We start from the raw sequence: 23,178 nt of genomic DNA on the forward strand, positions 1-23,178 counted from the left end.
GGGCCCCGATGATTCGGGTGCCCGTTCGGTTCGCCACGGCCAATGGTCAGGATGTCCGGTGGTCGCTACGATCTGCCGTTGTGCGGACTCTCGCGGCACGAAATGCGCACCGCCCTCCGACGATGACCGGGACCCGCGAACAACGGTCGTCGTCGTGGGAGGCCGTGCCGCTGGAAATCGTTCCTCGAAACCGCTCGGCGAAAGGGGCGAGGGTCGTCCACCGTTTCGTCGGCCTCCCGCCGGGCGCCGCTGGGCGGGATGTCGGGGCCCCCCGTTCCACCCCGCGACGCGGGAGCGGCACGCCCGCGTCGACCTCCTCGCCGCCACCGGCCCCCGGGGGCCGCCCCCTCCCCCGCCGTGTCCCCTCGTCGGTGGGAGCGACGCCTCGGGCGCCGCTCCCCCCGCCCGCCCCCGCCGGTTCGCCACCCCGCGTTCCCGGCGCGACCGCCGGTTCGCCCCGTGGGGCCAGCCCGGTGATCAGCGGTCCCGGTTCCCGCCGTTCCGTCGCCTCCTCGGGGGGTGTCGACACCGGGGCCCGGTGGGTGCCGACGCGGGGCCAGGACGCATCCGCGCTCTGGGGGCCCGGCGGGGGATACGGGCCGCCGCGCCGCTGGGACGGCGCTGGGCGGCGCTCGTCCCGGGGGCCGGTGGAGCCCGGTGAGTGGTGGGGCGGACGTGCTCGCGTTGGCGCGGGCCGCGCGGGAGGTCGCCGCCGAGCACGCCGAGGACGTCGACGCGGCGGGTCGTTTCCCCCACGAGGTGCTGGACGTCCTGCGGGACAACGGTCTGCTCGGTCTGCTGGTGCCCCGGGACCACGGCGGGCTCGGCGGTGACCTGCGCGACCTGGTCGCGGTGACGTCCCGGATCGCGGAGGGATGCCTGTCCAGCGCCCTGGTGTACGCCATGCACTGCCAACAGGTGGACGCGCTCGTGCGGCACGCCGGTCGTGAACTCCGCGCCCACCTGTTGCCCCGGGTCGCCTCCGGCGGGACGTACCTCGCCTCGATCACCACCGAGCTCGGCTCGTCGGGTCTGCTCACCTGCGATCAGGAACTCGTGCCGGACGGGGAGCACCACGTGGTGCGGCGGGAGGCGCCGGTGGTCACCGGTGGCCGCCACGCCGACGGTTTCCTCGTGACGATGCGCGCCGCTCCCGACGCCACCCCTCGGCAGGTCAGCCTGGTCTACGCCGACCGCGATCAGGTCGAGGTGACGGCGGGACCACCGTGGGCGTCGCTGGGGATGCGTGGAGTGGAGAACGTCGGCCTGACGGTGTCCGGTCGGGTGCCCGACGGGCAGGTCCTCGGGGTTCCCGGCGGTTTCGCCGACATCGCGGTCGAGTCCTTCGCCCCGGTCGCCCACCTGGGGTGGAGCGCGGCGTGGCTCGGGGCGGCACGGGGCGCCTTCGGGGAGCTGGTGCGCCGGATCCGCCGCACTGACGGGGTCCGGGCGGACCCGAGGTCGGAGTTGGTGCGGCACCGGGTGGCCCGCGTCCGCGTTCGGCTGGAGGCCGTCGGGGGCTACCTGTCGGGCGTGTTGGACGAGGTGCTCGGGGCCCATGAGCGGGGGTCGTCGCTGGCGGGCGCGTCCTGCCAGATCCACCTGAACACGCTCAAGGTCCTCGCGGCCGAGGAGACCTACGCGGCCGCGAACGAGATGGTCGAACTGGCGGGGTTGCGCGCGGGCTACCTGCGGGGCTCCCGTCCGCCGTTGGAGCGGCTGGTGCGCGACCTGCGCTCCGCCTCGCTCAACCACGACGACGCCGCGTTGCTGACGTCCAGTGGGGCGCTGTGCCTGCTCGAGCCCACGGTGACCACGCTCGGGCCCGATCCGAGGAGTGTGTGCCGATGACCGGCTGGCCCGCCGAGTTCGAGGCGCTGGTACGCCAGTACCTGCCGTTGTTGCCCGCCGACGACCCGCTGCTGGGGGACCGGCGTCTCATCGACCTGGGCCTGGACTCGATGTCCACGGTCGGCCTGCTCGTCGACCTGGAGCAGGAGTTCGAGGTGGAGTTCCCGGACGAGGCGTTGACGGCCGAGACGTTCGGGACGGCGGAGTCGCTGTGGGTGGTCCTCGCTGGTCTTCGGGACGGCTCGGGCTGATCCGGGGTCAACCGCTGGTGCCGGCGCCGCCGAGGTTCCGGTGACACGGTCCCCGGGTGGGGGTCAGACCGGGTGGTGCCCCGCCGCTCACGTGGGATCACCCGGCGGGGAGCCCGCGCGCCGATCGTGACCGGTATCGCCGGCCCGGGTGCGCCGCCCGCGCTGGATGCGGTGGCGGCACGGGTGGTGGCGCGCCGGACGACCTGGCGGCGGGGAGGCAGGACACCGGTGGCGGCGTGCCCCGGTACCGGGCCGGCCGGGACGGGCGTCCCGGTTCGTCGCCGTCGCGGCCAGCCCGGGACCAGGCGGCGGGGAGGCGCCGAGGGGCGGGAGACCGGAACACCGGGGTGGCACGAGCGGACCGCGCGGGGTCGACGGTGAGGCGCGGTCCGCCCGGCACGGGCCCCGAACGATCCGAGGACGTCACGGCCGGGAGACGCGCCCGTCGGACGGCTCGTCGCACCGGACCGAGGAAGGACACGACCGTGCCCCACGCACACCGGCTGACCTCCGCGCAACTGACCTCGCTGGTGATCTTCCAGCACTCCCCGCCGAGCGAGGTGTTCGCCGACCTCCGCTGGAGCTTCACCTCCCCCGTGCGCGCCCACCACCTGGAACGGGCCGTCCGGATGCTCACCGCCCGGCACACCGCCCTGCGCGGCACCGTCGTCCCCGGCCAGGACGGGCACCTCCACCACGTCATCGCACCCCCCGACACCACCCCGACCATCCACCACCACGGCCCCCTCGACCCCGCCGACCTCGACGCCCTCGTCGAGGAACACCGCACCGCCCCCTTCGACCACGCCCGGCACTGGCCCGCGCGCTGGCTGCTCGTCGCCACCGCCGAGGGCGACATCGTGCTGATCTGCCTGCTCCACCACGTCGCCGCCGGGCGTCGTGGCCGCGCGGTGATCAGCGAGGAGCTGACCACGGCGGTGGAAGCCCTGACGGCCGGCCGGCCCCTACCCCCGGCCTGGCCGCCGGCGATCGGTCCGGACCGCCTGCGGGCCGCCGAGGACGGCGAGCGCGGCCGGCTCGCCGACCAGCGGCACCGGCGCCACGTCCGGGAGCTGCTCCTGACCCTGCCCAACACCCCCTTCACCGCCGACTTCTCCTCCCGCGTCCCGCCGGGGAGCCAGCGGCGGGGACTGCGAGGCGACCTCGACTCCCCGGAGCTGCTGGGCCACCTCGACGGGCACTCCCGGCGGTGGGGGATACCGGCCTCGGCGATCGTCCTGGCGGCGGTGACCTCGGCGTCGGGGTTCCTCCTCCCCCAGGACTCGGCGACGTTGTGGCGCCTGCTCACCGATCACGGGGGTCCGTCCGAACCGCACGGCTCGGTCGTCTGCTACCAACCCACGACCTCGTTGGTGCCCGGGTGGGGCCTGCCGGACGACCTCCGCGAGGCGGCGGCGACGTTGTGGCACCGCACGCTGGTGGCGTTGCGCAACGGCGGGCACGGCGACCAGGGCGTGGTGGAGGAGTCGCACCGGGTGTCCCGGGAACGGGGGGTCAGCATCGTCCCGACGATCAACTACAACTTCGTCGAAGGACGACCGGCCGACCGGGTGGGCCTGCCCGCGCCCGTGGCGGGGATCAGCGTGGAGGACTCCGAACACCACGCCGTCGAGTACCTGGCCGTCACCGTCTGGCGGCTCCGGGAGACCCTGCGGATCACCCTGTTGGCGCATGTGGGCCTGACCGCCGAGGGCGGCCCCCTCGTCCACCGGTTCCTGGACCACGTGGCGAGGACCCTGCGTTCCGGGCGCGCCCCCTCGCCCGTGCCCCGCCCGGCCGCGGCACCCCACCTGATCCCCCTGTCCCACCACCGCTGGGTCAACCCCCAGGTGGTCCAGGCGGGACTCGTCGCACTGGACCTCGTGCACCGGGCCACCGTCCGCGTCGCCGGCGTCGGCCCCACCGCGACCCTCATCGCGGAGGTCACCACACCCCCGGCCACCACGGAGGCCGACCTCCGCGCGGCCGCGACGTCCCAACTCGACCTGCCCGGCTTCGCCGTCCCGGACCGCTTCCACATCCACTGGGACACCACCGCCCCGCGCCACCCCCGACCGCCCTCCCCCGAGCGGGATGCCCTCGTCGAGATCCTGCGGGCCTACCTCCCACCAGGACCGGTCGATGGCACCAGCAGCTACCTGGCAGCCGGGGGCACGTTCACCTCGGTACCGGCGATCCTGCATCGCGCCACCCTCGCCGGCTGGACCGGACTGACCTGGCAGGACCTCTGCTCGCACCGGCCCATCGCCGAACTCGGCGGCGCGCTCCGACGATCGGGGAGCTGAGCGGGCCACGGGTCGCCTCGGTGGTCGGACGGGATGACGAGGTGGCCGGCCACCGACCGGCCACCCCCGGCCCCCACGGGGCCGACGCGGCGACGGGGCGACCGGGCGACCGGGCGACGCGGTGACGGGGTGACGGGGAACCGTCTCGGGACCCCGCCGCCCGGAACGGCCGACCGGTTCGGACCGCGACCTCCGAGACGGGAGCGGGTCGCTGATCGACCGGTTCGCGCCCCGCCCGCCCCCGACCAGCCTGGCCGGGCGGCGCGGGTCGGCCTGGCGGGCCCCGACCCGCGTTCGCCGGCGTGTGGCGGATCTCCCAGGAGTTAGGTTTGACTTACCTAGGTAAGGCTAGCCTAGGCTACCGCCGGGTTGCCCCGCCGTCATCCGGGGAGCGACCGGCACCTGCGATCCGTTCAGGTGCGCCACAGCAGACACGGGAGTCCTCTATGCCCACCATGTTCAGCCGTCGGCCCCTGGGAGTTCTGGGGGCGGTGTCAGCGGCGGCGCTGGTCCTCGCCAGCTGCGCGGCACCGCCCGAGGAGACCTCCGATGACGTGGACGTGGTCACCGTTGTCGACAACCACGGCGAGATCGAGGTCCCGGTCAACCCCCGGCGGCTGGTCGCACTGGACAACACGACGTTCCAGACCCTCAGCGACTGGGACGTCGACGTCGCGGCGGTACCGAAGCCGCTGATGCACGACCTGTGGCCCGACCTGTCCGACGATCCGTCCGTCCTGGACGTCGGCTCCCACCGCGAGCCCAACCTGGAGGCGGTGATCGAGGCCGACCCCGACCTGGTCATCGGCGGGTACCGCTTCGCCTCGGTCTACGAGGACCTCAAGGACATCCAGCCCCGCACCGTCGAGATCAACGCGCGGGACGGCGAGGACCAGGTCGCCGAGCTGCGGCGCCAGGTCGAGATCCTCGGCCAGATCTTCGACCGCGAGGACGACGCGGCCGCGATCGTCGACGAGCTCGACACCGCGATCACCGCCGCGGCGGACGCCTACAACGGCACCGACACCGTCGTGGGCCTGATCACCTCCGGCGGTGACATCTCCTACGCCGCGCCCGGCTCGGGGCGGGGAGTCGGCCTGCTGTTCCCCACGCTCGACCTCGTCCCCGGCATCGAGCAGGCCGCGGAGGACAGCACCCACGGCGACGACATCAGCGTCGAGGCCATCGCGCAGGCGAACCCGGAGTGGCTGGTCGTCCTCGACCGCGACGCCACCTTCGACGAGGAGGGCTACGTCCCGGCCGCCGAGCTGATCGAGGGTTCCGAGGCGCTCGCGAACGTGCCGGCCGTGCGCAAGGGCCAGGTCATCTACCTCGAACCCGGCTTCTACCTCGACGAGGGCATCCAGGCGTACACGACCCTCTTCGACGCGGTCGCGACCGCGTTCGCCGACGCCGAGTAAGGGGACGGAGGCGGGTGCGCGTGGACCGTTCCGGTCCGCGCGCACCCCCGACGTCGACATCATGACTCACACCACACGACAAGGGCTCCCCGCCCGGCCGGGAGCCCGCTTCGGAGCCCTGCCCCGGATCGCCGCGCTCCCCGTCGCCACCGTGCTCGTCCTGGGCCTGGTGGTGGCATCCCTGTTCGTCGGCGTGTACGACATCGGGGGCCAGGAGTTCGGGGCCGAGATGTTCTGGATCACGCGGATACCCCGCACGTCGGCGCTCGTCCTCGCGGGCTGCGCCATGAGCGTGTCGGGGTTGATCATGCAGCTCATCACCCAGAACCGCTTCGTGGAACCCACGACCACCGGCACCACCGAATGGGCCACGCTCGGTCTCCTGCTGACCGTGATCGTCGCCCCGCAGGCCACCCTGTCCACCCGGATGGCGGTGGCGAGCTGCTTCGCGTTCGTCGGCACCCTGGTGTTCCTCACCATCCTGCGTCGGGTGGCGCTGCGTTCCTCGCTGATCGTCCCCCTCATCGGGATCATGCTCGGCGCGGTCGTCTCGGCGTTCACCACCTACCTGGCGGTCTCGACCCAGCTGCTCCAGATGCTCGGCACCTGGTTCACGGGCAGCTTCACCAGCGTGGTGCGCGGCCGGTACGAGTTCCTGTGGGTCGTGGCGATCGTCGTGGTGATCGCCTACGTGGTCGCGGACCGGTTCACGGTGGCCGGGTTGGGCAAGGATGTGGCGACCAACGTGGGGGTCAACTACAACCACGTGATGCTGGTGGGCACCACCCTCGTGGCGATCGCCAGCGGGATCACGACCGTCGTCGTCGGGTTCCTGCCCTTCCTGGGCCTCGTCGTCCCCAACCTGGTCTCGATGGTCCGGGGCGACAACCTCCGGTCCAACCTGCCCTGGGTGTGCCTCGGTGGCATCGCCATCGTCACGCTCTGCGACATCGTGGGACGGGTCATCCGGATGCCGTTCGAAATCCCCGTCTCGATGATCCTCGGCATCCTCGGTGCCGCGGTCTTCATCACGCTTCTCCTGAGGCAGCGTCGTCATGGCTGACACCAGCACATCCCTCCCCACCCGTCCCGCTCCCGCCCCCGACGTCGACCGGGACCGGCGGAGCGCACCCCGGCTCTGGCCGAGGTTCGCCGTTCTCGGCCTGGTGGCCGTCGCCGCCGTGGTCGGGGTCCTGGTGTGGAACATCCCCTCCACCCCGGGGAGCCGGGGTTTCTGGCTCGCCGTCGAGATGCGGTTCACCACCGTGGCGACCATCCTGATCGTCGCCTGCTGCCAGGCGGTCGCCACCGTGCTGTTCCACACCGCGACCAACAACCGCATCCTCACCCCCTCGATCATGGGGTTCGAGGCCGTCTACGTGGTCATCCAGACCGCGCTCGTGTTCTTCTTCGGCGGCGCCGCAGCGGCGGCCACCGACGGGCTGGCCAAGGTCGCGATCCAGAGCCTGCTCATGGTGGGTTTCGCGACCGTGCTCTACACCTGGTTGTTCTCGGGACGGCGCGGGAACCTGCACGTGATGCTGTTGGTCGGGGTCGTCCTCGGCGTCGGTTTCGGCTCGCTGTCCTCGTTCATGCAGCGGTTGCTCACGCCGAGCGAGTTCGACGTGCTCTCGGCGCGGCTGTTCGGCAACCTGAGCATGTCCAACGAGGCGTACCTGCCGTGGGCGGCGCTGGTGATCGCGATCGCGCTCGGCGTCGTCTGGCGGCGGCGCCACCACCTGGACGTGATCGCGCTGGGCCGGGACACGGCGACGAACCTCGGCCTGCGCTACAAGCGCGAGGTCACCGTGCTGCTGATCCTCACCTCGGTGCTGATCTCGATCTCCACGACCCTGGTGGGGCCGATGACGTTCTTCGGGTTCATCGTCGCCACCCTCGCCTACCAGTTGACGGGTTCGTCCCAGCACCGCCACGTGCTGCCCTTCGCGTTCCTCCTCAGCGTCGTCACCCTGCTCGGCGGCTACTTCGTGCTCCGCCACGTGTTCTACGCGGCCGGGTTGCTGTCGGTCATCATCGAGTTCGCGGGTGGGCTCTTCTTCATCGTCCACCTGCTGCGGAAGGGCGCCCTGTGATCACCCTGTCGGACGTCACCAAGACCTACGGGGACACCACGGTCCTCGGCCCGCTCACCCTGAGCGTCCCCGGCGGGGGCATCACCGCGCTCGTCGGACCGAACGGGGCGGGCAAGTCCACGATGTTGACGATCATCGGCCGGTTGACCGAACCGACCACGGGTACCGTCACCATCGGTGGGCACGACATCACCCGGACCCCGAGCCGCGAGCTCGCCAGGACGGCATCGATCCTCCGGCAGGAGAACCACTTCGTCACCCGGCTGACGGTCCGGGAACTCGTGGGTTTCGGGCGGTTCCCGCACTCCCGGGGACGCCTCACCCGCGAGGACAACCGGCACGTCGACCAGGCCATCGAGTTCCTGGACCTGGGCGAGCTGGAACACCGGTACCTCGACCAGTTGTCGGGTGGGCAGCGGCAGCGCGCCTACGTGGCGATGGTCCTCGCCCAGGACACCGACTACATCCTGTTGGACGAGCCGCTGAACAACCTGGACATGCGGCACGCCGTGGCGATGATGAAACAGCTCAGGAAGGCGGCGGACGAGCTCGGGAAGACGATCGTCATCGTCATCCACGACATCAACTTCGCCTCGGCCTACGCCGACCACATCATCGCCCTCACCCGGGGCAGGGTGGCCCAGGCGGGACCGCCGTCGGAGCTGATGACGCGGTCCACGCTGGAGGAGGTGTTCGAGACCCCCGTCGAGGTCCGCCGTGACGGCCCCCACCCCCTGGCCGTCTACTACCGGTAGCCGGGCCGGGGGAGGTCCCCGGTGCGCGGTGCGGTCGCGGACCGTCGACACCGGGAGGGGCGGGTCGGAGGCTGCCGGCCCGGAGGGGTGCTCGCCGGGCGACGCCGCCACGGGGAGGGAGAACGAGGCTGGCTGGAACTCCACCGCCGGCACCGGCGGGCCCGGAGGTCCGCCGGCGGGGCTCACCGGACCGGTGGAGGTCTCACGTCCTTCCCGTTCCCGCCTGGGCCCTCGACTCCGGCTCGGAGGGGGTCGCGCCCCCGGCTCTCGTCCGCCGCGACCCGAGGACGAGGAACGCCAGCGGCACCGCGAGGACACCGGTCGCGGTGGCCGCCAGCGGGAGGTCGCCGGCGCTGGTGCCGGCGCCGAGGAGCGCGCTGCCGAGCGCGGACCCGGCCGACGCGCCGAGGTACATGGCGGCCATCTGGAAGGCGACGACGGAGGTGGTGCGCTCCTGGCGGGACCGGGTCAGGACGTCCTGGAGCACGGGTACTCCACCCCAACCGCAGGCGCCCCAGAGGGCGATCGCCACCAGCCAGGCGGCGGGACCGTCGAGGAGGGCCAGCGCGGCGAACGACGCCACCAGCAGGACGGCGACGCCGGGCAGCAGTCGGCGCGAGCCGAGACCGTCGATGAGCGGGCCCGCCACCATCGACCCGGCCACGCCGCCCACACCCCAGGCCCAGACGAAGGTGAACCCCCAGGACCCCACCCCTCGTTCGGCCGCCATCGGGAGCAGGTAGGTGTACAGGCCGAGACTGGCCAGGCCGAACACGAAGGCGAGTGCCACACCGATGGCCACCTGGGGGGTGAGGATCACGGCGACGCGGGCACCGCCCGCGTCCAACGGGGGCATGGCCTGGGAGCGCAGCAACACGGCGAGCATGCTGACCAGTCCGACGGCGACGACGAGGCCCATCGTCCAGCGCCACCCGACGTGGTGGCCGATGAGCATCCCGGTGGGCACGCCAGCGACCGTTCCGGCCGAGAGGCCGAAGGTGACCAGGGCCATCGCCCTCCCCCGCCGTTCGGTCGCCACCAGTGCCGCGGCGGCACTGGTGGCCAGGGCGGTGAGCACGCCGGCTCCGACGCCGGAGAGGACCCGGGATGCGAGGAACACCTCGAGGTTGGGGGCGACCGCGGTGATCAGGTTGCCGGCGTTGAAGACGCCGAGCGCGACGAGCAGTCCCCGCCGGGTGGAACCCGCGACGAACCTGCCGGACAACAGGGGGCCGGCCACGGCGTAGGCACCGGTGAAGGCGGTGACCCCCAGACCGATGGCGCCGACGGTGGCTGTGAGCGAGTCGGCGATCTGGGGCAGCACCCCGGCCAGGACGTAGGCGTCGATCCCGAGCGACACGGCCGCGACGACCAGCGGCCACACCGTGCCGATCACCTGGTCCCGTCCTCGTCCTCGTGGTCGCCGGGGACGTGGTGGGGGTCGTACCCGGCGAGGACGATGCCGACCAGCCCGGGGAAGCGCTCCTCGAGATCCCGTTCCCGCAGCCGGATCATGCACTTGCGCCCTTCGGCGCGGACGTGGACCACTCCGGACTCCCGCAGCAGGCTGGTGTGGTGGGTCAGGGTCGAGCGCGGCAGGTCCGGCCCCAGTTCCACGCTGTCCACCTCGCCCTCGGCGGCGAGTTTGCGCACCATCGCCAGTCGCAGCGGCTCGCTGAGCGCGAAGAGCACGCGTGGCAGCGCGATGTCCTGGCGGTCCGGATGTTCGTAGGTCCGGGACGGGCTCACGACCACACTCCAATCGTTCGAAAATTCTCGCACCATAATAGTGCGAGAATTTTCGAACGATCAAGCTTCGGTCGGGGGATTCCTCGGTCCCGCCGAGGCGGCGCGCGGCCGGGGGACGGTCCGGGGCCCGCCCGTCACTCCGAACCAGGTTCACCGTCCACGACGATCCGACGACACGGCGTCCCGACAGCCGAGCCGCCGTCGCGCCCCGGCCGGGTCAATGGCTCCTCCGAACGGTCGCCCCAGGCCCGTGTCCACCACCGACCGCCGCCTGACCGGACCAGGCAGCGGACCGCCTCGGCTGACCGTGCGCGGCCCCAACCCCACCCCCGGTGCGCCCCCACCCGACCCGAGCGCCTCTCCGGTCACCCCACCCGTGTCCCCCGCTCCCGGCCCGGGCACCGCCCGAGATGGGAACGGTCAGCTCCCGCTCCGCACCCGGCTGCCTCACCCGGCGGAGGGCTCGTAGCGCAGCGCGGTGATCCCGCAGTCGAACGGCTGGGCTGTGACCAGGCGCAGCCGTTGGTACTCGGCGAGCGGCGGGAAGACGGGAAGACCCGCGCCGATCGCCACCGGGTTGACCAACAGGTGCAGCTCGTCGACGAGCCCACCCCCGATCAGGCCGGACACCAGCGTCGCGCCGCCGTAGGCGATCAGGTCGCCGCCCGGCTCGTCCTTCAACCGGTGCACGACGGCCGCGAGATCGCCACCGGCGATCACCGCGTTCTCCCACGGCGACTCGGTCAGGGTGTTGGAGACGACGGTCTTGGGAGTGTCGTTCATCCAGGCGACCGTCTCCTCGGTCTCGCCATCGGGGTTGGCGGCCCAGGTGGGGATGAAGCCCTCGGCGAGGTGGCGTCCGAGCATGATGTGGTCGACGGGTGCCATGAGGGTCTTCACGTAGTCGTTCAGATCCTCGCTCCAGGGCAACGTCATCCAGTCCATCTCGCCGTTCGGACCGGCCAGGTAGCCGTCAACGGTCGTCTGCACCTGAAGCTTGAGCCTGCGCACAACGGGGTCCTCTCATGAGTGGTGGGGCGGGAGGCCGCCGGCCGCGCGGAACGAACCTCCGGGAGGGCGCGACCGCCGGAGAGCCCGCGGGATGAGCCGGCTGGCCCGGCAGGGGGGCCGCCGGAAGCGCGAACGGCGACCAACCGCAGTGAACCAGCTCCCTACGACGGTTCCGGCGACCCAGGGCATCCGCGAGCAACGCGTCCCCCTCCTTTCCCCTGTTCCGGCGAACCAACCGGGGGTCAGCCGGAGATCCGACGGCCCGGCACCACCAGGCCCGACTCGTAGGCCAGCACCACCAGGCGGGCCCGGTCCCTCACCCCGACCTTCGTCATGATCCGACTGACGTGGGTCTTCGCGGTGAGGTGGCTGATCGTCAACTCCCGGGCGATCTCCGCGTTGGACAGGCCAGCGCCCACGAGTGCCAGGACCTGTCGTTCCCGCACCGTCAACCCGTCGAGTTCGGGTGGTGGGGCCGGGGTGGGCGGCCGGGCCGCGAACTCCTCGACCAGACGCCGGGTGACCGATGGCGCGAGCACCGCGTCGCCCCGGTCGGCCACCCGCACCGCGTGGATCAACTCGGCCGGTTCGGAGTCCTTCACCAGGAATCCGCTGACACCGGCGCGGAGCGCGGAGAAGAGGTACTCGTCCAACGCGTAGTTGGTGAGTATCACGACGCTGACCGGGGCGAGCTCCGGATCCGCGATGATCCGCCCTGCCGCGCTGATCCCGTCCAGCAGGGGCATCCGGACATCGAGCAGGACCACGGACGGGCGGTGCCGCCTGGTCAGTTCGACGGCTTCCAACCCGTTGCCCGCCTGGGCCACCACCTCGATGTCCGGTTCCCGGTCGAGCAGGACCTGGAAGGCGCCCCGGATCAGCGGTTGGTCATCGGCGACCAACACCCTGATCACGGAGCCACCGGCAGGGTCACCGCCACCTGGAAACCGCCTCCGGGGCGGTGCCCCGAGGTGAAACGGCCACCGACGCCTTCGGCCCGTTCCCGCATCCCCACCACCCCCGTGCCGTCCCGCCCTCCGCCCCCACCACTGCCGTCGTCCACGACGGACAGTCGCAGCAGGGGCGGCCGCCAGTCCAAGGTGACCTCCACGGCGGCCGGGCCCGCGTGCCGGAGGACGTTGGTCAGCGCCTCCTGCACGATGCGGTAGGCGGCGCGGTCCACCTCGCCGTCGAGGGGAACGGGACTACCGGTCACCCTGGTGGTGACGGCGAGGCCGGCCGTCCGGGCCCGGGCGACCAGCGCCGGCAGGCGCCGCAGTCCGGGGGTGTCCTGGCCTGGCTCGGTGTGCCGGAGCACCCCCAGGGTCGCGCGCAGTTCTCGCATCGCGTCCTGACTCGCCTCCCTGACGGCGCGCAACGCGTCCCGGGTCCGTTCGGGCTCCTTGTCGAGCAGGTGGCTCGCCATCCCCGCCTGGACACCGATGACCGAGATGCTGTGGGTGAGCGTGTCGTGGAGTTCCGCCGCGATCCACAACCTCTCCTCGTCGGCCCGCCGGACGGCGGTCTCCTCCCGGGTGCGTTCGGCCTCCGCCCGCCGCAGCTCGACCTCCGCGAGGTGGGCGCGGTGGTGGCGGACAAGCTCCCCGCTGGTGATCGCGGCGAGCAGGTAGCCGGTCATCCACAGGGATCCGGTGGCTACCTGGTCGGCGACGACGACCTCCACGACGAACACGGAGCCCGCGAGGGCGGACGCCGCCGCCCACCCGACCTCGCGGTGACCGAGCCCCACCGCCGTGTGGACCGCCACGAGCACCGGAGCGGCGGCGAACAGGGGCGGGTAGCCGCCCCAGAAGTAGCCGGCGGCGCAGAGGCAGGTCACGGCGGTCACGAGGACCGGCGCCCGACGACGCCAGGCGAGGGACAGGGCGGGCACCGCCAGGAGGACGAACGCGATCAGATCCGGCCGTTCGCCCTGCGGACCGGTCCGCCACAGGATCTCGGTGCCCACCGCGACCGCGCAGGTCAGGGCGACGGCCAGCACCACGTCAGTCGTCCACCCGCTCCGGATCACCGGCCGAGCATAGGGCCGAGGTGATCCGCGGCGCGTCCCTCGGACGAGGTGCCCGCCCCTACTCCGAGGGGAGTACGGGTGACGACGCCGGACCGCGCCAACCTCCCCGGGGAGGTCCCTTGAACCGTCCCGGCGGTGGACGTCCGGTGGAACGCCGACGACGAGACTCGACTCCGCCACCACGACCACCGGAGGGGGAACGGGATGACACGGGAACCGGCGGAGACGCGGCCACGGGGGTCCGGCGCGGTGCGCGACCCCCGGCTGCGAGCCGTCACGGCGTGGGCCTGCCTGGTCTTCACCATCGGCACCGGCCTGCACAACTTCGTCGTGCTGGACGTGGACCTGATGGTGCGGACGATGGTGCTGGCCGGGGCGACCCCCGAACGGGCCTCGGCGGACGCCGCGGGTTTCCTGTCCGGCCTCCAACTGGTGGGAACGCTGTTCGTCCTCGGCAACGCGGTGGGAGTGCTGGCCCACTGGCTGGACCGGGCGTGGCTGTTCTGGTTCGTGGTGGTGGTGAACCTGGGGCAGGCCGCCGGCGTCGTACTCGTGCCGGTCGAGTCGTTGGAGGCCGCCTTCCAGCTGTACGGACCGCTGGGGCTGGTCCCGACCGTGGTCACCGACGGGGGCGCCCTCGTGCTGGTCGCCGTGCTGGCGGTCTCCTACGCCAGGACCAGGGTCCCGTGGGGCCGACGTGTCCAGCCGGCACCCGGAAGGCGCGGCGCACCGCGCCGTTGATGCCCGGGTGGGGCGGACGGAGTGGCGGCGGCCCTCGGAGGCCGGACGGCGACGCCGCGCCAGGGTGGGAGGCCTGGCGCGGTGGCGCCCCGCCACTCGCTCGGATGCTGGGGCCGGGCGCCCGCCCCACCCCGCGTGGGGCCCTGGTCAGCGGTCGGCCGGCGCGTCGTCCGACCGCGACCGGGGCCTCCCCACTGATCGTCGTCCCAGCGCGGCCCCGGTCCTCATCGCCGCGCCGCCGGTGCGACGGCGTGGGCGAGGAAGACCGCCCGGGGTCGGGTTCCCCCGAAGTCCCGCCCGCGCACGCGCACCTGGTCGAAGCCGCCCCGCGCCAGGATCTCGGCCGCCTGCCCCTCGTCGGAGGGCAACACCAGGTCGGGCGGCACCAGCCTGGCGAAGTCGGGTGACGGGGCGAACGACGCGGCCGAGGGCAGGGTGATCGCCAGGCACCCGCCCGGCCGCAGGACCCGCAGCCAGTCCCGGAACGCCGCCGCCCCCAGGAACTGGTAGGACGAGGCGCAGACGACCAGGTCGACGGTGCCGTCCCCGACGGGAGCGGGCACGGCGGGCGCCACCCGCCAGTCGATCCTGCCGGCGGGGTCGAGGGTGGTCGCCCGTTCCCGGGCCCGTCCCACCATGCGCGGGGAGATGTCGACGGCGAGGAGACGGGGCGGGCGCAGCAGGCGCAGGGCGGTGAACGCCGCCGCGCCCGTGCCCGTCGCGACGTCCAGCACCAGGTCGGGCGGGGGCGCGGCGGTTCCGGGGAGGTCGGTGAGGAGCAGTTCGGCCACGTGCTGGTGGTGGCCGTCCTCGTCGTACGTCGCGGCGATTCGGTCGAAGGTCGTCGCGGGATCGGGTGCCTTCACCAGCGCGAGACTAGCCGGGCGCCCGGGACCGCTGTCCCTTGTGGTGGGCGCGGCGCCGCCGGTCCGGCCGCTCCTCGGGGAAGGAGGGCGACGCCCTCCCGGACGCCGCCCTCCCCGTGGTCACCCTGGTGAACCGGTCTCAGCAGGAACCCTCGTCCCGCCACACGCCCCATTCACCGGTCGTCCCGGGCTGTTCGCCACGCGTCCACCACTTGGCGGTCCACTCACGACCCGCGTGCGAGACGACGTCCCCTCCGAGGTAGACCTCGGTGGCGGACCAGGCCGGCGCCGAGCACGTGCCCGGTGGGTGCTCGGCGTCAGGCCACGGGATCTGCGGGGAACGGTAGAAGTTCAGGTCCAGGACCTCCCAGTGCGCCGCCTGCCCGGCCAGGCGCAACCGGAAGTCGTCCCAGTCGCGCGCCTCGGCCTGGGTCCAGCCGACCTCGGCGACCGAGGGCAGCCGGGGGAAGGCCATGTACTCCATGTCGTCGGTGGTCACGATGGTCTCGGTGAACAGCGGTGACTCGACGCCCAGGATGGAGGACTCGCTGACTCCCTCGACGTGGGTTCCCGGATCCCACTCGTAGGTGTCGCGGACCTCCACGAACCCGGCCCACTGGAGCCCGAGTTGGGTGGTCGCGTCGTACTTGTGGTCGAGGTAGGTCTTGTTCGCCGGGGACATCAACACCTTGGCGCCCCGCTCGGCCGCGGCCCGCACTCCCTCGTGGCTGGTGCTGGTGCTCCAGAACTGGGGAACCGCGTCGGTGGGGATGTCAGTGTTGGCGATCTCGTGCCACCCCATCACCTGCTTGCCGTTCTCCTCCACGATGGGGATCACGCGGGACATGAACAGCGCGTAGTCCTCGTCGGTGGTGGCGTCGGCCTCGTCCCCGCCGATGTGGATGTAGGGGCCGGGGGTCAGTTCGGCGAGCTCCCGGATCACGTCGGCGACGAACTCGTAGGTCAGCGGCAGGTCGACGCACAGCGAGCTGTAGCCGACCTCGATGTCGGTCCGCAGCGGTGGGGCGATGCCGTCGCAGTTCAGTTCGGCGTAGGAGGCGAGCGCCGCGTTCGTGTGCCCCGGCATGTCGATCTCCGGCACGACGGTGATGTGCCGTTCGGCGGCGTACTCGACGATCTCGCGGTAGTCGTCCTTGGTGAAGTACCCGCCGGGGCCGCCGCCGACCTGGGTGCTGCCGCCGTAGGTGGTCAGCCGCGGCCAGCTGTCGATCTGGATCCGCCAGCCCTGGTCGTCGGTCAGGTGCAGGTGCAGGTGGTTGACCTTGTAGCGGGCTGCCTGGTCGATGTAGTGCTTGACGTGTTCGACCGGGTGGAAGTGCCGGGCGACGTCGAGCATCACGCTGCGGTGGCCGAACCTCGGGTAGTCGGTGATGCTGACGCCGGGCACGGTCCAGTCGGCGTCGGTGACGGTCGCGCTCTCCACCTCGGGCGGCAGGAGCTGGCGCAGGGTCTGCACCCCGGAGAACAGGCCGGCCGCGTGTTCGGCGCGGATGGTGACCCCGTCCGGGCTGGTGTCGAGCTGGTAGCCCTGCTCACCGACCACCGGGTCGGCATCCGCGAGCAGGAGCTGGATGCCGGAGGTGTCGGTGGGGGAGGCGTCGGAGACCGGAACGGGGTAGCCGGTGGAGCGGCGCAGGATCTCGGCCAGGTGCTCGCCGACCCGTCGCGCCTCGGCCGATCCGGCCTCGGTCCGGACGCCGGTGTCGGCGTCCAGCGCGAACTCGGCGCCGCTCCGTTCCTCGACCGAGACTGGCAGGGGCACCAGGCTCGGTAACCCCTCCCGAGCGCCGGGCCCGTCGGGCTCGGCCGCCAGTCCGCCGGCGGCACCCACCATCATGCCTCCCATCAGAACGACGCTGGCCGCCACGCCACGTGCCCGTCTCCATCGAGGGTTCCGCGTTGTCCGTTGTGTCACCGTGGTTCCTCCTCATCGGTCTGCGCCACGACAGGGGACGGCGGCGGGAGGGGGTGGCGGCCCGTCGTGCTGGCCACGCCCACCACGCCGCCGAAACGGAACAGAGGTCTATACCATTCACAGAAGAACACCGGTCCCGGTGCCGTCAAGGCGTGTATTCCGATCAGCCGAACCCGACGGGCAGCCCCTCACCACGGGTCACCGTCCCGGTCCCCCACCAGGCGGTTCCCCGTCGCGCCTCCGGCGTCACCGCGTCCGCCCCGGCGGCTGGGGCGCGGTCCTCCCAGGACGGGGGCGCGGACCGCGTTCCCCCGTCGAGCACCGACCGTGCCGGTCGAGTGGCGAGCGGCGGACCGGCGTCGCGACGCTGTTCCGGGTCATCACCCCACCGACCCCCCGGCCGGCGCGCACCGCGCGGCTACCCGCCCGAGGCCCTGACCTCCACCGAGCCCCGGGTCCCCCACGAGCTGATCCGCCAACAGGTGGCGAGCGCGTACAGGTACATCGGGCGAAGCACCACGACCCGCCAGACTGCGACGAGGGGGCGAGAGCACGAACAACCCGACGGTGAACCGCCACGTGTCGTCCGACCGGCGAAGCGTGAACAGCCGCAGCGCCATCAGGTAGTGCATGACCAAGGCGATCACGAGGGTGATGAGCAGGACCTCACCGAGGCGGTCCTCCCGGGCCGCTCCGACGACGAGGGCCACGGGGATCAGCACGGACAGCGCGATGTGCAGGTACTCGGCGACGGTGGTCACGAACACGACACCGGTCACGGGCATGTACCGCAGCCACCAGAAGTGCCGCACCGTGGTCCCCCGCATCCAGCGCATCTGCTGCCTGATGTAGTGCCGCAACCGTTCCGGCGCCAGGGTGAAGACGATGGCGGAGGGCTGGTGGACGGTGTCGCCCTCCAGCAGGGCGTACATCGTCAACATGGAGTCGTCGTTCATCTGCATCGGCCGGCCTCGGAACGTCTCGTTCTCGTAGACGCCGGCGTGGCGGCGGATCACGTCGGCCCGGTAGAAGGCCAGGGTGCCGGAGTTGATGGTGACCCGGCGGAGAACGGACTGCGCGCTGCGCAGGCCCCGGGTGAACGGCAGGTACAGCAGGCAGATCATCCTGGTCAACACGTTTGCCCTGGTGTTGAGGACGGCGACCAGGCCGGCGACGGACTTCACCCCGGGATCGGCGAAGGGTTTGAGGCCCTCCCGGACGGCGTGCGCGTCCAGCACGGAATCACTGTCCAGGGTGACGAAGATGTCCGCGTCGTCGTGGGCGAGGACGTGCATCTGCGCCCACCGCTTCCCCCGGTTCTCGGTCCGGTCCCAGCTGGCCTCGACTCCCCGGGCGGCCGCCTCGGCGAGGAAGCTCCGCCGGACCCTGCGGTAGGTCTGGCCACGCCCGCTGGCCGGGTCCATCGACCCGTCGTCCACGACCCGGATCCGGTCGACGGGCCGGCTCTGGTCCAACACCGATCGGAGGCAGGCGCGCAGCGCCGCCTCGTCCTCGTTGTAGACGGGGATCTGGACGGTGACCGTCAACTGGTCCAACTCGTGCTGCTGGTCGGCGGTGGCCCGGAACGGACGTTCGAACCAGGCCAGCGGAACCCACCAGAGCAGGAGGAACGAGATCAGCCAGGCGAATGCCAGCTGGTTGGTGGACGCGGAGAACACGTTCGTCACCGACACCAGGTGCGTCGTCGTCCAGACCACGAAGAAGACCAGTGGGGCGGCCGCCAGCAGCGTCCGGGCCCGCAACCCCACGAACGTCGCCGTCGGCGGCCGCATCGTCCCTCCCCGTCACGGGTCGGAGGGTGTCTTGCCTGGGCGGAACGCGAACCGGATGACCAGTGCCCCGGTCAGGACCAGGGCGAGGGCCAGCAGTACCAGCCAGAGCTGGCCGAGGACGACGCCACCGAGCGTCACCCCGGTTCCGGTGGCCGCCAACGATCCGTAGGGCATGGCTCCCCCTCGCGGGTCGGGTGCGCTGCCTGTCACCTGTCCACGCCTCTGTATAGCCGGGGCTCGCGATGACCGCACCCGTGACCGCGGCGGACCGTCACCGCTGGTCGACGAGTTCCCTCGGGTATCAGCGGGCGGGCGGCGCGCACCTCGCGGGTGGAGCCGAACGCCGGGGAGCAGCCGTCGGGCAGGGCGGGAGGCGCATCCGCGACGGACGACGGCGCGGGGTCGCGCCTCGGCCCGATCGACCCCCGCTGACCCAGGGTTACCCCCCTTGTGGGTGCGTGTCGGCCTGGGCCGGTTCCGGGGACCCAGCGAACCGCCACGCCCCACAGGCCCCAGCGACATCACCCGCCGCACGAGGTGCCGCCTCGACCTACCCGGCAAGGCGCTCGGCCCGGCGGGGCGGGCCCGTCTGGTGGCCGCCCCGCCGGTGCGCGTCGCAGCGTCAGGCGCGGGCCTCCCGCCGACGGCGCTGCTCGTCCGGGTCCGGCACCGGGGCGGCGGCGAGCAGTGCCCTGGTGTACTCGTGGCTCGGCTCGGCCAGCACCGCTCCGGTCGGCCCGGACTCGACGATCTCGCCGCGCCGCATCACGGCGACGTGACTGGTCAGCATCTCCACGACCGCCAGGTCGTGGCTGATGAACAGGCAGGCGAAGCCCAATCGCCGTTGCAGGTCGACGAAGAGCCGCAGCACGTTGGCCTGCACCGACACGTCCAGCGCACTGGTGGGCTCGTCGGCGATCAGCAGCTTGGGCTCCAGTGCCAGCGCCCGCGCGATGCTGACCCGCTGCCGCTGCCCGCCGGACAGTTCGTGCGGGTACCGGACGTGCATGTCGGCGCGCAGGGACACGCTCTCCAACAGCTCGGCCACCCGGTCCCGCAGCCCGGCCCCCCGGCTCACCCGGTGCATCCGCAGGGGTTCCGCGATGGACTCGCCGATCGTCATCCGAGGGTTCAGCGACGAGGCGGGATCCTGGAACACGATGCTGAAGTCGCGGCGCAGCGGACGCAGCCGCCGCGCCGACAGGGCGGTGATGTCGTGCCCGGCGACCCGCACGGTGCCCGAGGTCGGCCGCTGCAGGCCGGCGGCGCACCGCCCGACCGTGGACTTGCCCGACCCCGACTCCCCGACGAGCCCGACCACCTCGCCGGCGCCCACGGTCACCGACACCTCGCGCACCGCCCGCACCTGGTGGTACTCGACGACCAGGTCCCGCAGTTCCAGTGCCGGCGGGACGTCCACCACGTCGGCGGTGGCGGCCCGCCCGCCGGCGCGGGGCGTGGTCACCACCGGAGCTCCGCGCCGGGTCGGCGGGGTAGCCGCGTCCTCGTGGGCCACCTCGGGCTCGCCCGCGCCGGGCTCGGCCACCCCGGGCTCGGCCACCCCGGGCTCGGCCACCCCGGGCTCGACCACCTGGGGTGAGGGCTCCGTCCCACCGCTCGCCGGCTCCGGTGCGGCCGGGGAGGGCCGCTCCGCACCGGTGGCGGTGTCCGCGCCCGCCGCCCCCGGGCCGTCCGACCTCGGTCGCCCGAGGTGGGGGACGGCGGCGAGGAGGGTGGCGGTGTACTCGTGCCGTGGTGCGGTGAGGACCTGACGGACGTCACCCCGTTCGACGACCTGCCCGTCCCGCATCACCACCACCCGGTCGGCGATGTCGGCGACGACGCCCATGTCGTGGGTGATCAGGACGATCGCGGTACCCAGCCGCCGGCACAGGTCACGCAGCAGGTCCAGGATCTCGGCCTGCACGGTGACGTCCAGGGCGGTGGTGGGTTCGTCGGCGACCAGCACCCTCGGGTCGCACGCCACCGCCATCGCGATCATGACCCGCTGCCGCTGCCCGCCGGACATCTGGTGGGGGTAGGAGTCGAGGCGACGGGCCGCCTCGGGGATGCCGACGAGTTCCAGGAGTTCCCTGGACCGTTCCCGGGCCGCCGCCCGCGACAGCCCACGGTGCTCGCGCAGCACCTCCCCCAACTGCCACCCCACGGTGAACACCGGGTTCAGCGAGGTCATCGGCTCCTGGAAGATCATGGCGATCTCGTTGCCCCGGAGAGCCCGCAACCGCCGCTCGGGCATCCCGACCAGCTCCTCGCCGGCGAGGGTCGCCGAACCCGTGACGGTGGCGCTCGGCGGGAGCAGCCCCAGCAGCGACATCGCGCTGACGCTCTTGCCGGAACCCGACTCCCCCACGACGGCGAGGACCTCACCGGGGCGGACGTCGAAACCGACACCCGTGGTGGCCCGCACGGGCCCGTCCTCGGTGCGGAAACCGACGGAGAGGTCGGTCAGCCGCAGCACCGGCTCCACCTCGGCCGCCTCCTCGTGGGCGGTTCCACTGGCTGTCGTGCTCATCGGCGGTGTCCCTTCGGATCCAGTGCGTCGCGCAACCCGTCGCCGAGCAGGTTGAACGCCAGCGTGGCCGCGACGATCACCAGGCCGGGGAACAGGGCGAGCCAGGGTGCCTGCGCGAAGAACGGCTGGGCGCTGGAGAGCATCACGCCCAGTGACGGTGTCGGCGGCTGGACACCCAGGCCCAGGAACGACAGCACGGCCTCGCCGAGGATCGCCGCCGGGATGCCCACCGTCACCTGGATGAGCAGGGCGTTGACCGAGTTGGGCAGGATGTGCCGGAACAGGATCACGCCGTCGTGGGCGCCGCCCGCGACGGCGGCGTCGATGTAGTTCTCGTTGGCCAGCCGCAACGTCTCCCCCCGCATCACCCGGATGATGTTGGGAACCTGCGACACCCCGATCGCGATCGCCGCGTTCAGCAGCGAGGGCCCCAGGATCGCGGCCAGGCCGACCGCCAGCACCAGGAACGGGAAGGCCAACATCGTGTCGGTCAGCCGGGAGACCACGGGATCGACGAAGCGGCGGTAGTAGCCGGCGGCCAGTCCGAGCGGAACCGCCACGACGACGGCGAGCAGGACCGCGAGGACCCCGACGAACAGGGAGGACCGCAGTCCGAACAGGACGCGGGACAGCTGGTCCCGGCCGAACTCGTCGGTGCCCAACCAGGCCGCCGCCGACGGCTGCTCCCGGAGGCGGTCGAAGTCGACCGCGGCCGGGTCGGCCGGTGCGAGCAGCGGAGCGAGGGCCGCGGCGAGCACCAGCAGGACCACCAGGACCAGGCCGACCATGCCGGCGGGGTTCCGGCGCAGCCTGCGCAGCGCACGGCGACGCTGGCTCCTGCCGGCTCCGGCGCCGGAGGTCGGGGTCCCGGCGTGGACGTCGGTCGTCATCGTGCGCCTCCCTGCACCCGGATCCGCGGGTCGACCACCGAATACAGCAGGTCGACGACGAGGTTCACCAGGATGTATCCGACGGCGGTGACCATCACGGTCGCCTGGATCACCGGGAAGTCCCGGGTGAAGACGGACTCGACCATGAGCCGCCCGAAGCCGGGCAACACGAAGATCTGCTCGGTCACCACTGTTCCCGAGATCAGCGCGCCGAGTTGCAGGCCGAGGATCGTGAGCACGGTGATCAGGCTGTTCCGCAGCGCGTGGGCCACCACGCGGCGCGGGGTCATGCCCTTGGCCCGCGCGGTGCGGACGTAGTCCGAACTCAACGCCTCGATCATCGACGACCTGGTCTGCCGGAGGATGATCGCCGCGAGCCCGGTGCCGAGGACGATCGCGGGCATCACCATGCTGGCGAGGTTGCCGGCCGGGGACTCGAAGAACGGCACGTACCCGGAGGCCGGCAGCCACCCGAGTGCCACGGCGAAGACGAGGATTCCCATCAGACCCAACCAGAAGTTGGGCACCGAGAGCCCCAGCAGCGCGACCCCGTTGGCGAGCCAGTCGGTGGGCCGGCCCTGCCGCACGGCGGCGGCCACTCCGGCGAGCACCCCCACGAGCGCGGCGACGAGCAGGCTCAGCGCGGCCAGTTCGAGGGTCGCCGGCAGCCGGGTGAGGATGGTCTCCGACACCGGCATGCCGGTCCGGATCGACTCACCGAAGTCCCACCGCAGCATCTGGCCGATCCAGGTGAGGTACTGCAGCGGCCAGGCCCGGTCGAAACCGTACTGCTCGTTGATGGCGGCCACGGTCTCCGGGGAGGGGTCGTCACCGGCCAGGAGCAGGGCCGGGTCACCCGGCATCGCCCGGACTCCGGCGAAGATCACCACGGAAACCAGGAACAGCGTCACCAGGGACTGGAGCAGCCGGTTCAGCAGGTAGCGTCCCAT

20 protein-coding genes are annotated in these 23,178 nt (G+C 72.4%); 8 read left to right on the forward strand and 12 right to left on the reverse strand.

Annotation, left to right across the window (positions count from 1 at the left end; all coding sequences use genetic code 11):
- Positions 1-657 precede the first annotated feature (657 nt).
- The 7 genes from G443_RS04575 (at position 658) to G443_RS04605 (ending at position 8,677) form a co-directional block, all read left to right on the forward strand.
- A complete protein-coding gene (locus G443_RS04575) occupies positions 658-1,851 on the forward strand; it encodes an acyl-CoA dehydrogenase family protein (RefSeq protein ID WP_051314315.1) in 1,194 nt (397 codons plus the stop codon).
- Positions 1,848-2,102 (forward strand): phosphopantetheine-binding protein, encoded by a 255-nt coding sequence (locus G443_RS04580; protein ID WP_030106720.1) that lies wholly within the window; start codon positions 1,848-1,850, stop codon positions 2,100-2,102. The genes G443_RS04575 and G443_RS04580 overlap by 4 nt, the downstream gene beginning before the upstream one ends.
- A 485-nt stretch (positions 2,103-2,587) precedes the next feature.
- Positions 2,588-4,408, forward strand: coding sequence for a hypothetical protein (locus G443_RS04585; RefSeq protein ID WP_026420340.1), 1,821 nt, complete (start codon positions 2,588-2,590; stop codon positions 4,406-4,408).
- Between the two features lie 446 nt (positions 4,409-4,854).
- Positions 4,855-5,829: a siderophore ABC transporter substrate-binding protein gene (locus tag G443_RS04590; RefSeq protein WP_016701223.1), complete on the forward strand. Its 975-nt coding sequence runs from the start codon at positions 4,855-4,857 to the stop codon at positions 5,827-5,829.
- A gap of 61 nt (positions 5,830-5,890) precedes the next feature.
- Positions 5,891-6,892, forward strand: coding sequence for an ABC transporter permease (locus G443_RS04595; RefSeq protein WP_081715677.1), 1,002 nt, complete (start codon positions 5,891-5,893; stop codon positions 6,890-6,892).
- Complete coding sequence (locus G443_RS04600; RefSeq protein WP_026420338.1) at positions 6,885-7,922, forward strand: iron chelate uptake ABC transporter family permease subunit; 1,038 nt, start codon at positions 6,885-6,887, stop codon at positions 7,920-7,922. The genes G443_RS04595 and G443_RS04600 overlap by 8 nt, the downstream gene beginning before the upstream one ends.
- On the forward strand, positions 7,919-8,677 hold the full coding sequence (locus tag G443_RS04605) for an iron ABC transporter ATP-binding protein (protein ID WP_026420337.1): 759 nt from the start codon (positions 7,919-7,921) through the stop codon (positions 8,675-8,677). The genes G443_RS04600 and G443_RS04605 overlap by 4 nt, the downstream gene beginning before the upstream one ends.
- A 202-nt stretch (positions 8,678-8,879) precedes the next feature.
- On the opposite strand, the gene G443_RS04610 is transcribed toward G443_RS04605, so the two are convergent.
- The 5 genes from G443_RS04610 to G443_RS25325 form a co-directional block, all read right to left on the reverse strand.
- Positions 8,880-10,073, reverse strand: a complete 1,194-nt coding sequence (locus G443_RS04610; RefSeq protein ID WP_016698135.1) for an MFS transporter — start codon at positions 10,071-10,073, stop codon at positions 8,880-8,882.
- Positions 10,070-10,426 carry an ArsR/SmtB family transcription factor gene (locus G443_RS04615; protein WP_035292986.1) on the reverse strand — a complete coding sequence of 119 codons (357 nt, stop codon included), beginning with the start codon at positions 10,424-10,426 and terminating at the stop codon, positions 10,070-10,072. The genes G443_RS04610 and G443_RS04615 overlap by 4 nt, the downstream gene beginning before the upstream one ends.
- A gap of 447 nt (positions 10,427-10,873) precedes the next feature.
- On the reverse strand, positions 10,874-11,437 hold the full coding sequence (locus tag G443_RS04620) for a dihydrofolate reductase family protein (RefSeq protein WP_026420336.1): 564 nt from the start codon (positions 11,435-11,437) through the stop codon (positions 10,874-10,876).
- A 242-nt stretch (positions 11,438-11,679) separates the two neighbouring features.
- Complete coding sequence (locus G443_RS04625) at positions 11,680-12,351, reverse strand: response regulator (RefSeq protein WP_026420335.1); 672 nt, start codon at positions 12,349-12,351, stop codon at positions 11,680-11,682.
- Complete coding sequence (locus G443_RS25325; protein ID WP_081715675.1) at positions 12,348-13,469, reverse strand: sensor histidine kinase; 1,122 nt, start codon at positions 13,467-13,469, stop codon at positions 12,348-12,350. The genes G443_RS04625 and G443_RS25325 overlap by 4 nt, the downstream gene beginning before the upstream one ends.
- Positions 13,470-13,673: 204 nt before the next feature.
- Here G443_RS25325 and G443_RS04635 point away from each other — a divergent pair, with 204 nt between their 5' ends.
- Positions 13,674-14,210, forward strand: coding sequence for a hypothetical protein (locus G443_RS04635; protein ID WP_081715690.1), 537 nt, complete (start codon positions 13,674-13,676; stop codon positions 14,208-14,210).
- A gap of 224 nt (positions 14,211-14,434) precedes the next feature.
- Here the strand turns inward: G443_RS04635 and G443_RS04640 are convergent, their stop codons facing one another.
- The 7 genes from G443_RS04640 to G443_RS04670 form a co-directional block, all read right to left on the reverse strand.
- Positions 14,435-15,076: a class I SAM-dependent methyltransferase gene (locus tag G443_RS04640; RefSeq protein WP_035292911.1), complete on the reverse strand. Its 642-nt coding sequence runs from the start codon at positions 15,074-15,076 to the stop codon at positions 14,435-14,437.
- A 139-nt stretch (positions 15,077-15,215) separates the two neighbouring features.
- Positions 15,216-16,943 carry a family 20 glycosylhydrolase gene (locus tag G443_RS04645; protein WP_372492948.1) on the reverse strand — a complete coding sequence of 576 codons (1,728 nt, stop codon included), beginning with the start codon at positions 16,941-16,943 and terminating at the stop codon, positions 15,216-15,218.
- Between the two features lie 449 nt (positions 16,944-17,392).
- The gene (locus tag G443_RS04650; RefSeq protein WP_211237600.1) at positions 17,393-18,805 is read right to left on the reverse strand and encodes a glycosyltransferase; all 1,413 of its coding nucleotides are present in this window, start codon (positions 18,803-18,805) and stop codon (positions 17,393-17,395) included.
- A gap of 12 nt (positions 18,806-18,817) precedes the next feature.
- Positions 18,818-19,015, reverse strand: a complete 198-nt coding sequence (locus tag G443_RS04655) for a hypothetical protein (RefSeq protein ID WP_155886256.1) — start codon at positions 19,013-19,015, stop codon at positions 18,818-18,820.
- A 412-nt stretch (positions 19,016-19,427) separates the two neighbouring features.
- A complete protein-coding gene (locus tag G443_RS04660; RefSeq protein WP_051314312.1) occupies positions 19,428-21,338 on the reverse strand; it encodes an ABC transporter ATP-binding protein in 1,911 nt (636 codons plus the stop codon).
- Positions 21,335-22,228: an ABC transporter permease gene (locus tag G443_RS04665; protein ID WP_026420330.1), complete on the reverse strand. Its 894-nt coding sequence runs from the start codon at positions 22,226-22,228 to the stop codon at positions 21,335-21,337. The genes G443_RS04660 and G443_RS04665 overlap by 4 nt, the downstream gene beginning before the upstream one ends.
- Positions 22,225-23,178: an ABC transporter permease gene (locus G443_RS04670; protein ID WP_026420329.1), complete on the reverse strand. Its 954-nt coding sequence runs from the start codon at positions 23,176-23,178 to the stop codon at positions 22,225-22,227. Before G443_RS04670 ends, G443_RS04665 begins: the two co-directional genes overlap by 4 nt.

Origin of the sequence: Actinoalloteichus caeruleus DSM 43889, assembly GCF_000429185.2 — a bacterium.
In the GTDB taxonomy this organism is placed as follows: Bacteria; Actinomycetota; Actinomycetes; order Mycobacteriales; family Pseudonocardiaceae; genus Actinoalloteichus_B; species Actinoalloteichus_B caeruleus.

What these genes read in the sequence shown, in the direction of transcription:
- G443_RS04580 (WP_030106720.1), top strand. Translation starts at nt 1,848, where the DNA reads ATGACCGGCTGGCCCGCCGAGTTCGAGGCGCTGGTACGCCAGTACCTG.
- G443_RS04590 (WP_016701223.1), top strand. Translation starts at nt 4,855, where the DNA reads ATGCCCACCATGTTCAGCCGTCGGCCCCTGGGAGTTCTGGGGGCGGTG.
- G443_RS04595 (WP_081715677.1), top strand. Translation starts at nt 5,891, where the DNA reads ATGACTCACACCACACGACAAGGGCTCCCCGCCCGGCCGGGAGCCCGC.
- G443_RS04600 (WP_026420338.1), top strand. Translation starts at nt 6,885, where the DNA reads ATGGCTGACACCAGCACATCCCTCCCCACCCGTCCCGCTCCCGCCCCC.
- G443_RS04635 (WP_081715690.1), top strand. Translation starts at nt 13,674, where the DNA reads ATGACACGGGAACCGGCGGAGACGCGGCCACGGGGGTCCGGCGCGGTG.
- G443_RS04645 (WP_372492948.1), bottom strand. Translation starts at nt 16,943, where the DNA reads ATGGGAGGCATGATGGTGGGTGCCGCCGGCGGACTGGCGGCCGAGCCC.
- G443_RS04650 (WP_211237600.1), bottom strand. Translation starts at nt 18,805, where the DNA reads ATGCGGCCGCCGACGGCGACGTTCGTGGGGTTGCGGGCCCGGACGCTG.
- G443_RS04660 (WP_051314312.1), bottom strand. Translation starts at nt 21,338, where the DNA reads ATGAGCACGACAGCCAGTGGAACCGCCCACGAGGAGGCGGCCGAGGTG.
- G443_RS04665 (WP_026420330.1), bottom strand. Translation starts at nt 22,228, where the DNA reads ATGACGACCGACGTCCACGCCGGGACCCCGACCTCCGGCGCCGGAGCC.
- G443_RS04670 (WP_026420329.1), bottom strand. Translation starts at nt 23,178, where the DNA reads ATGGGACGCTACCTGCTGAACCGGCTGCTCCAGTCCCTGGTGACGCTG.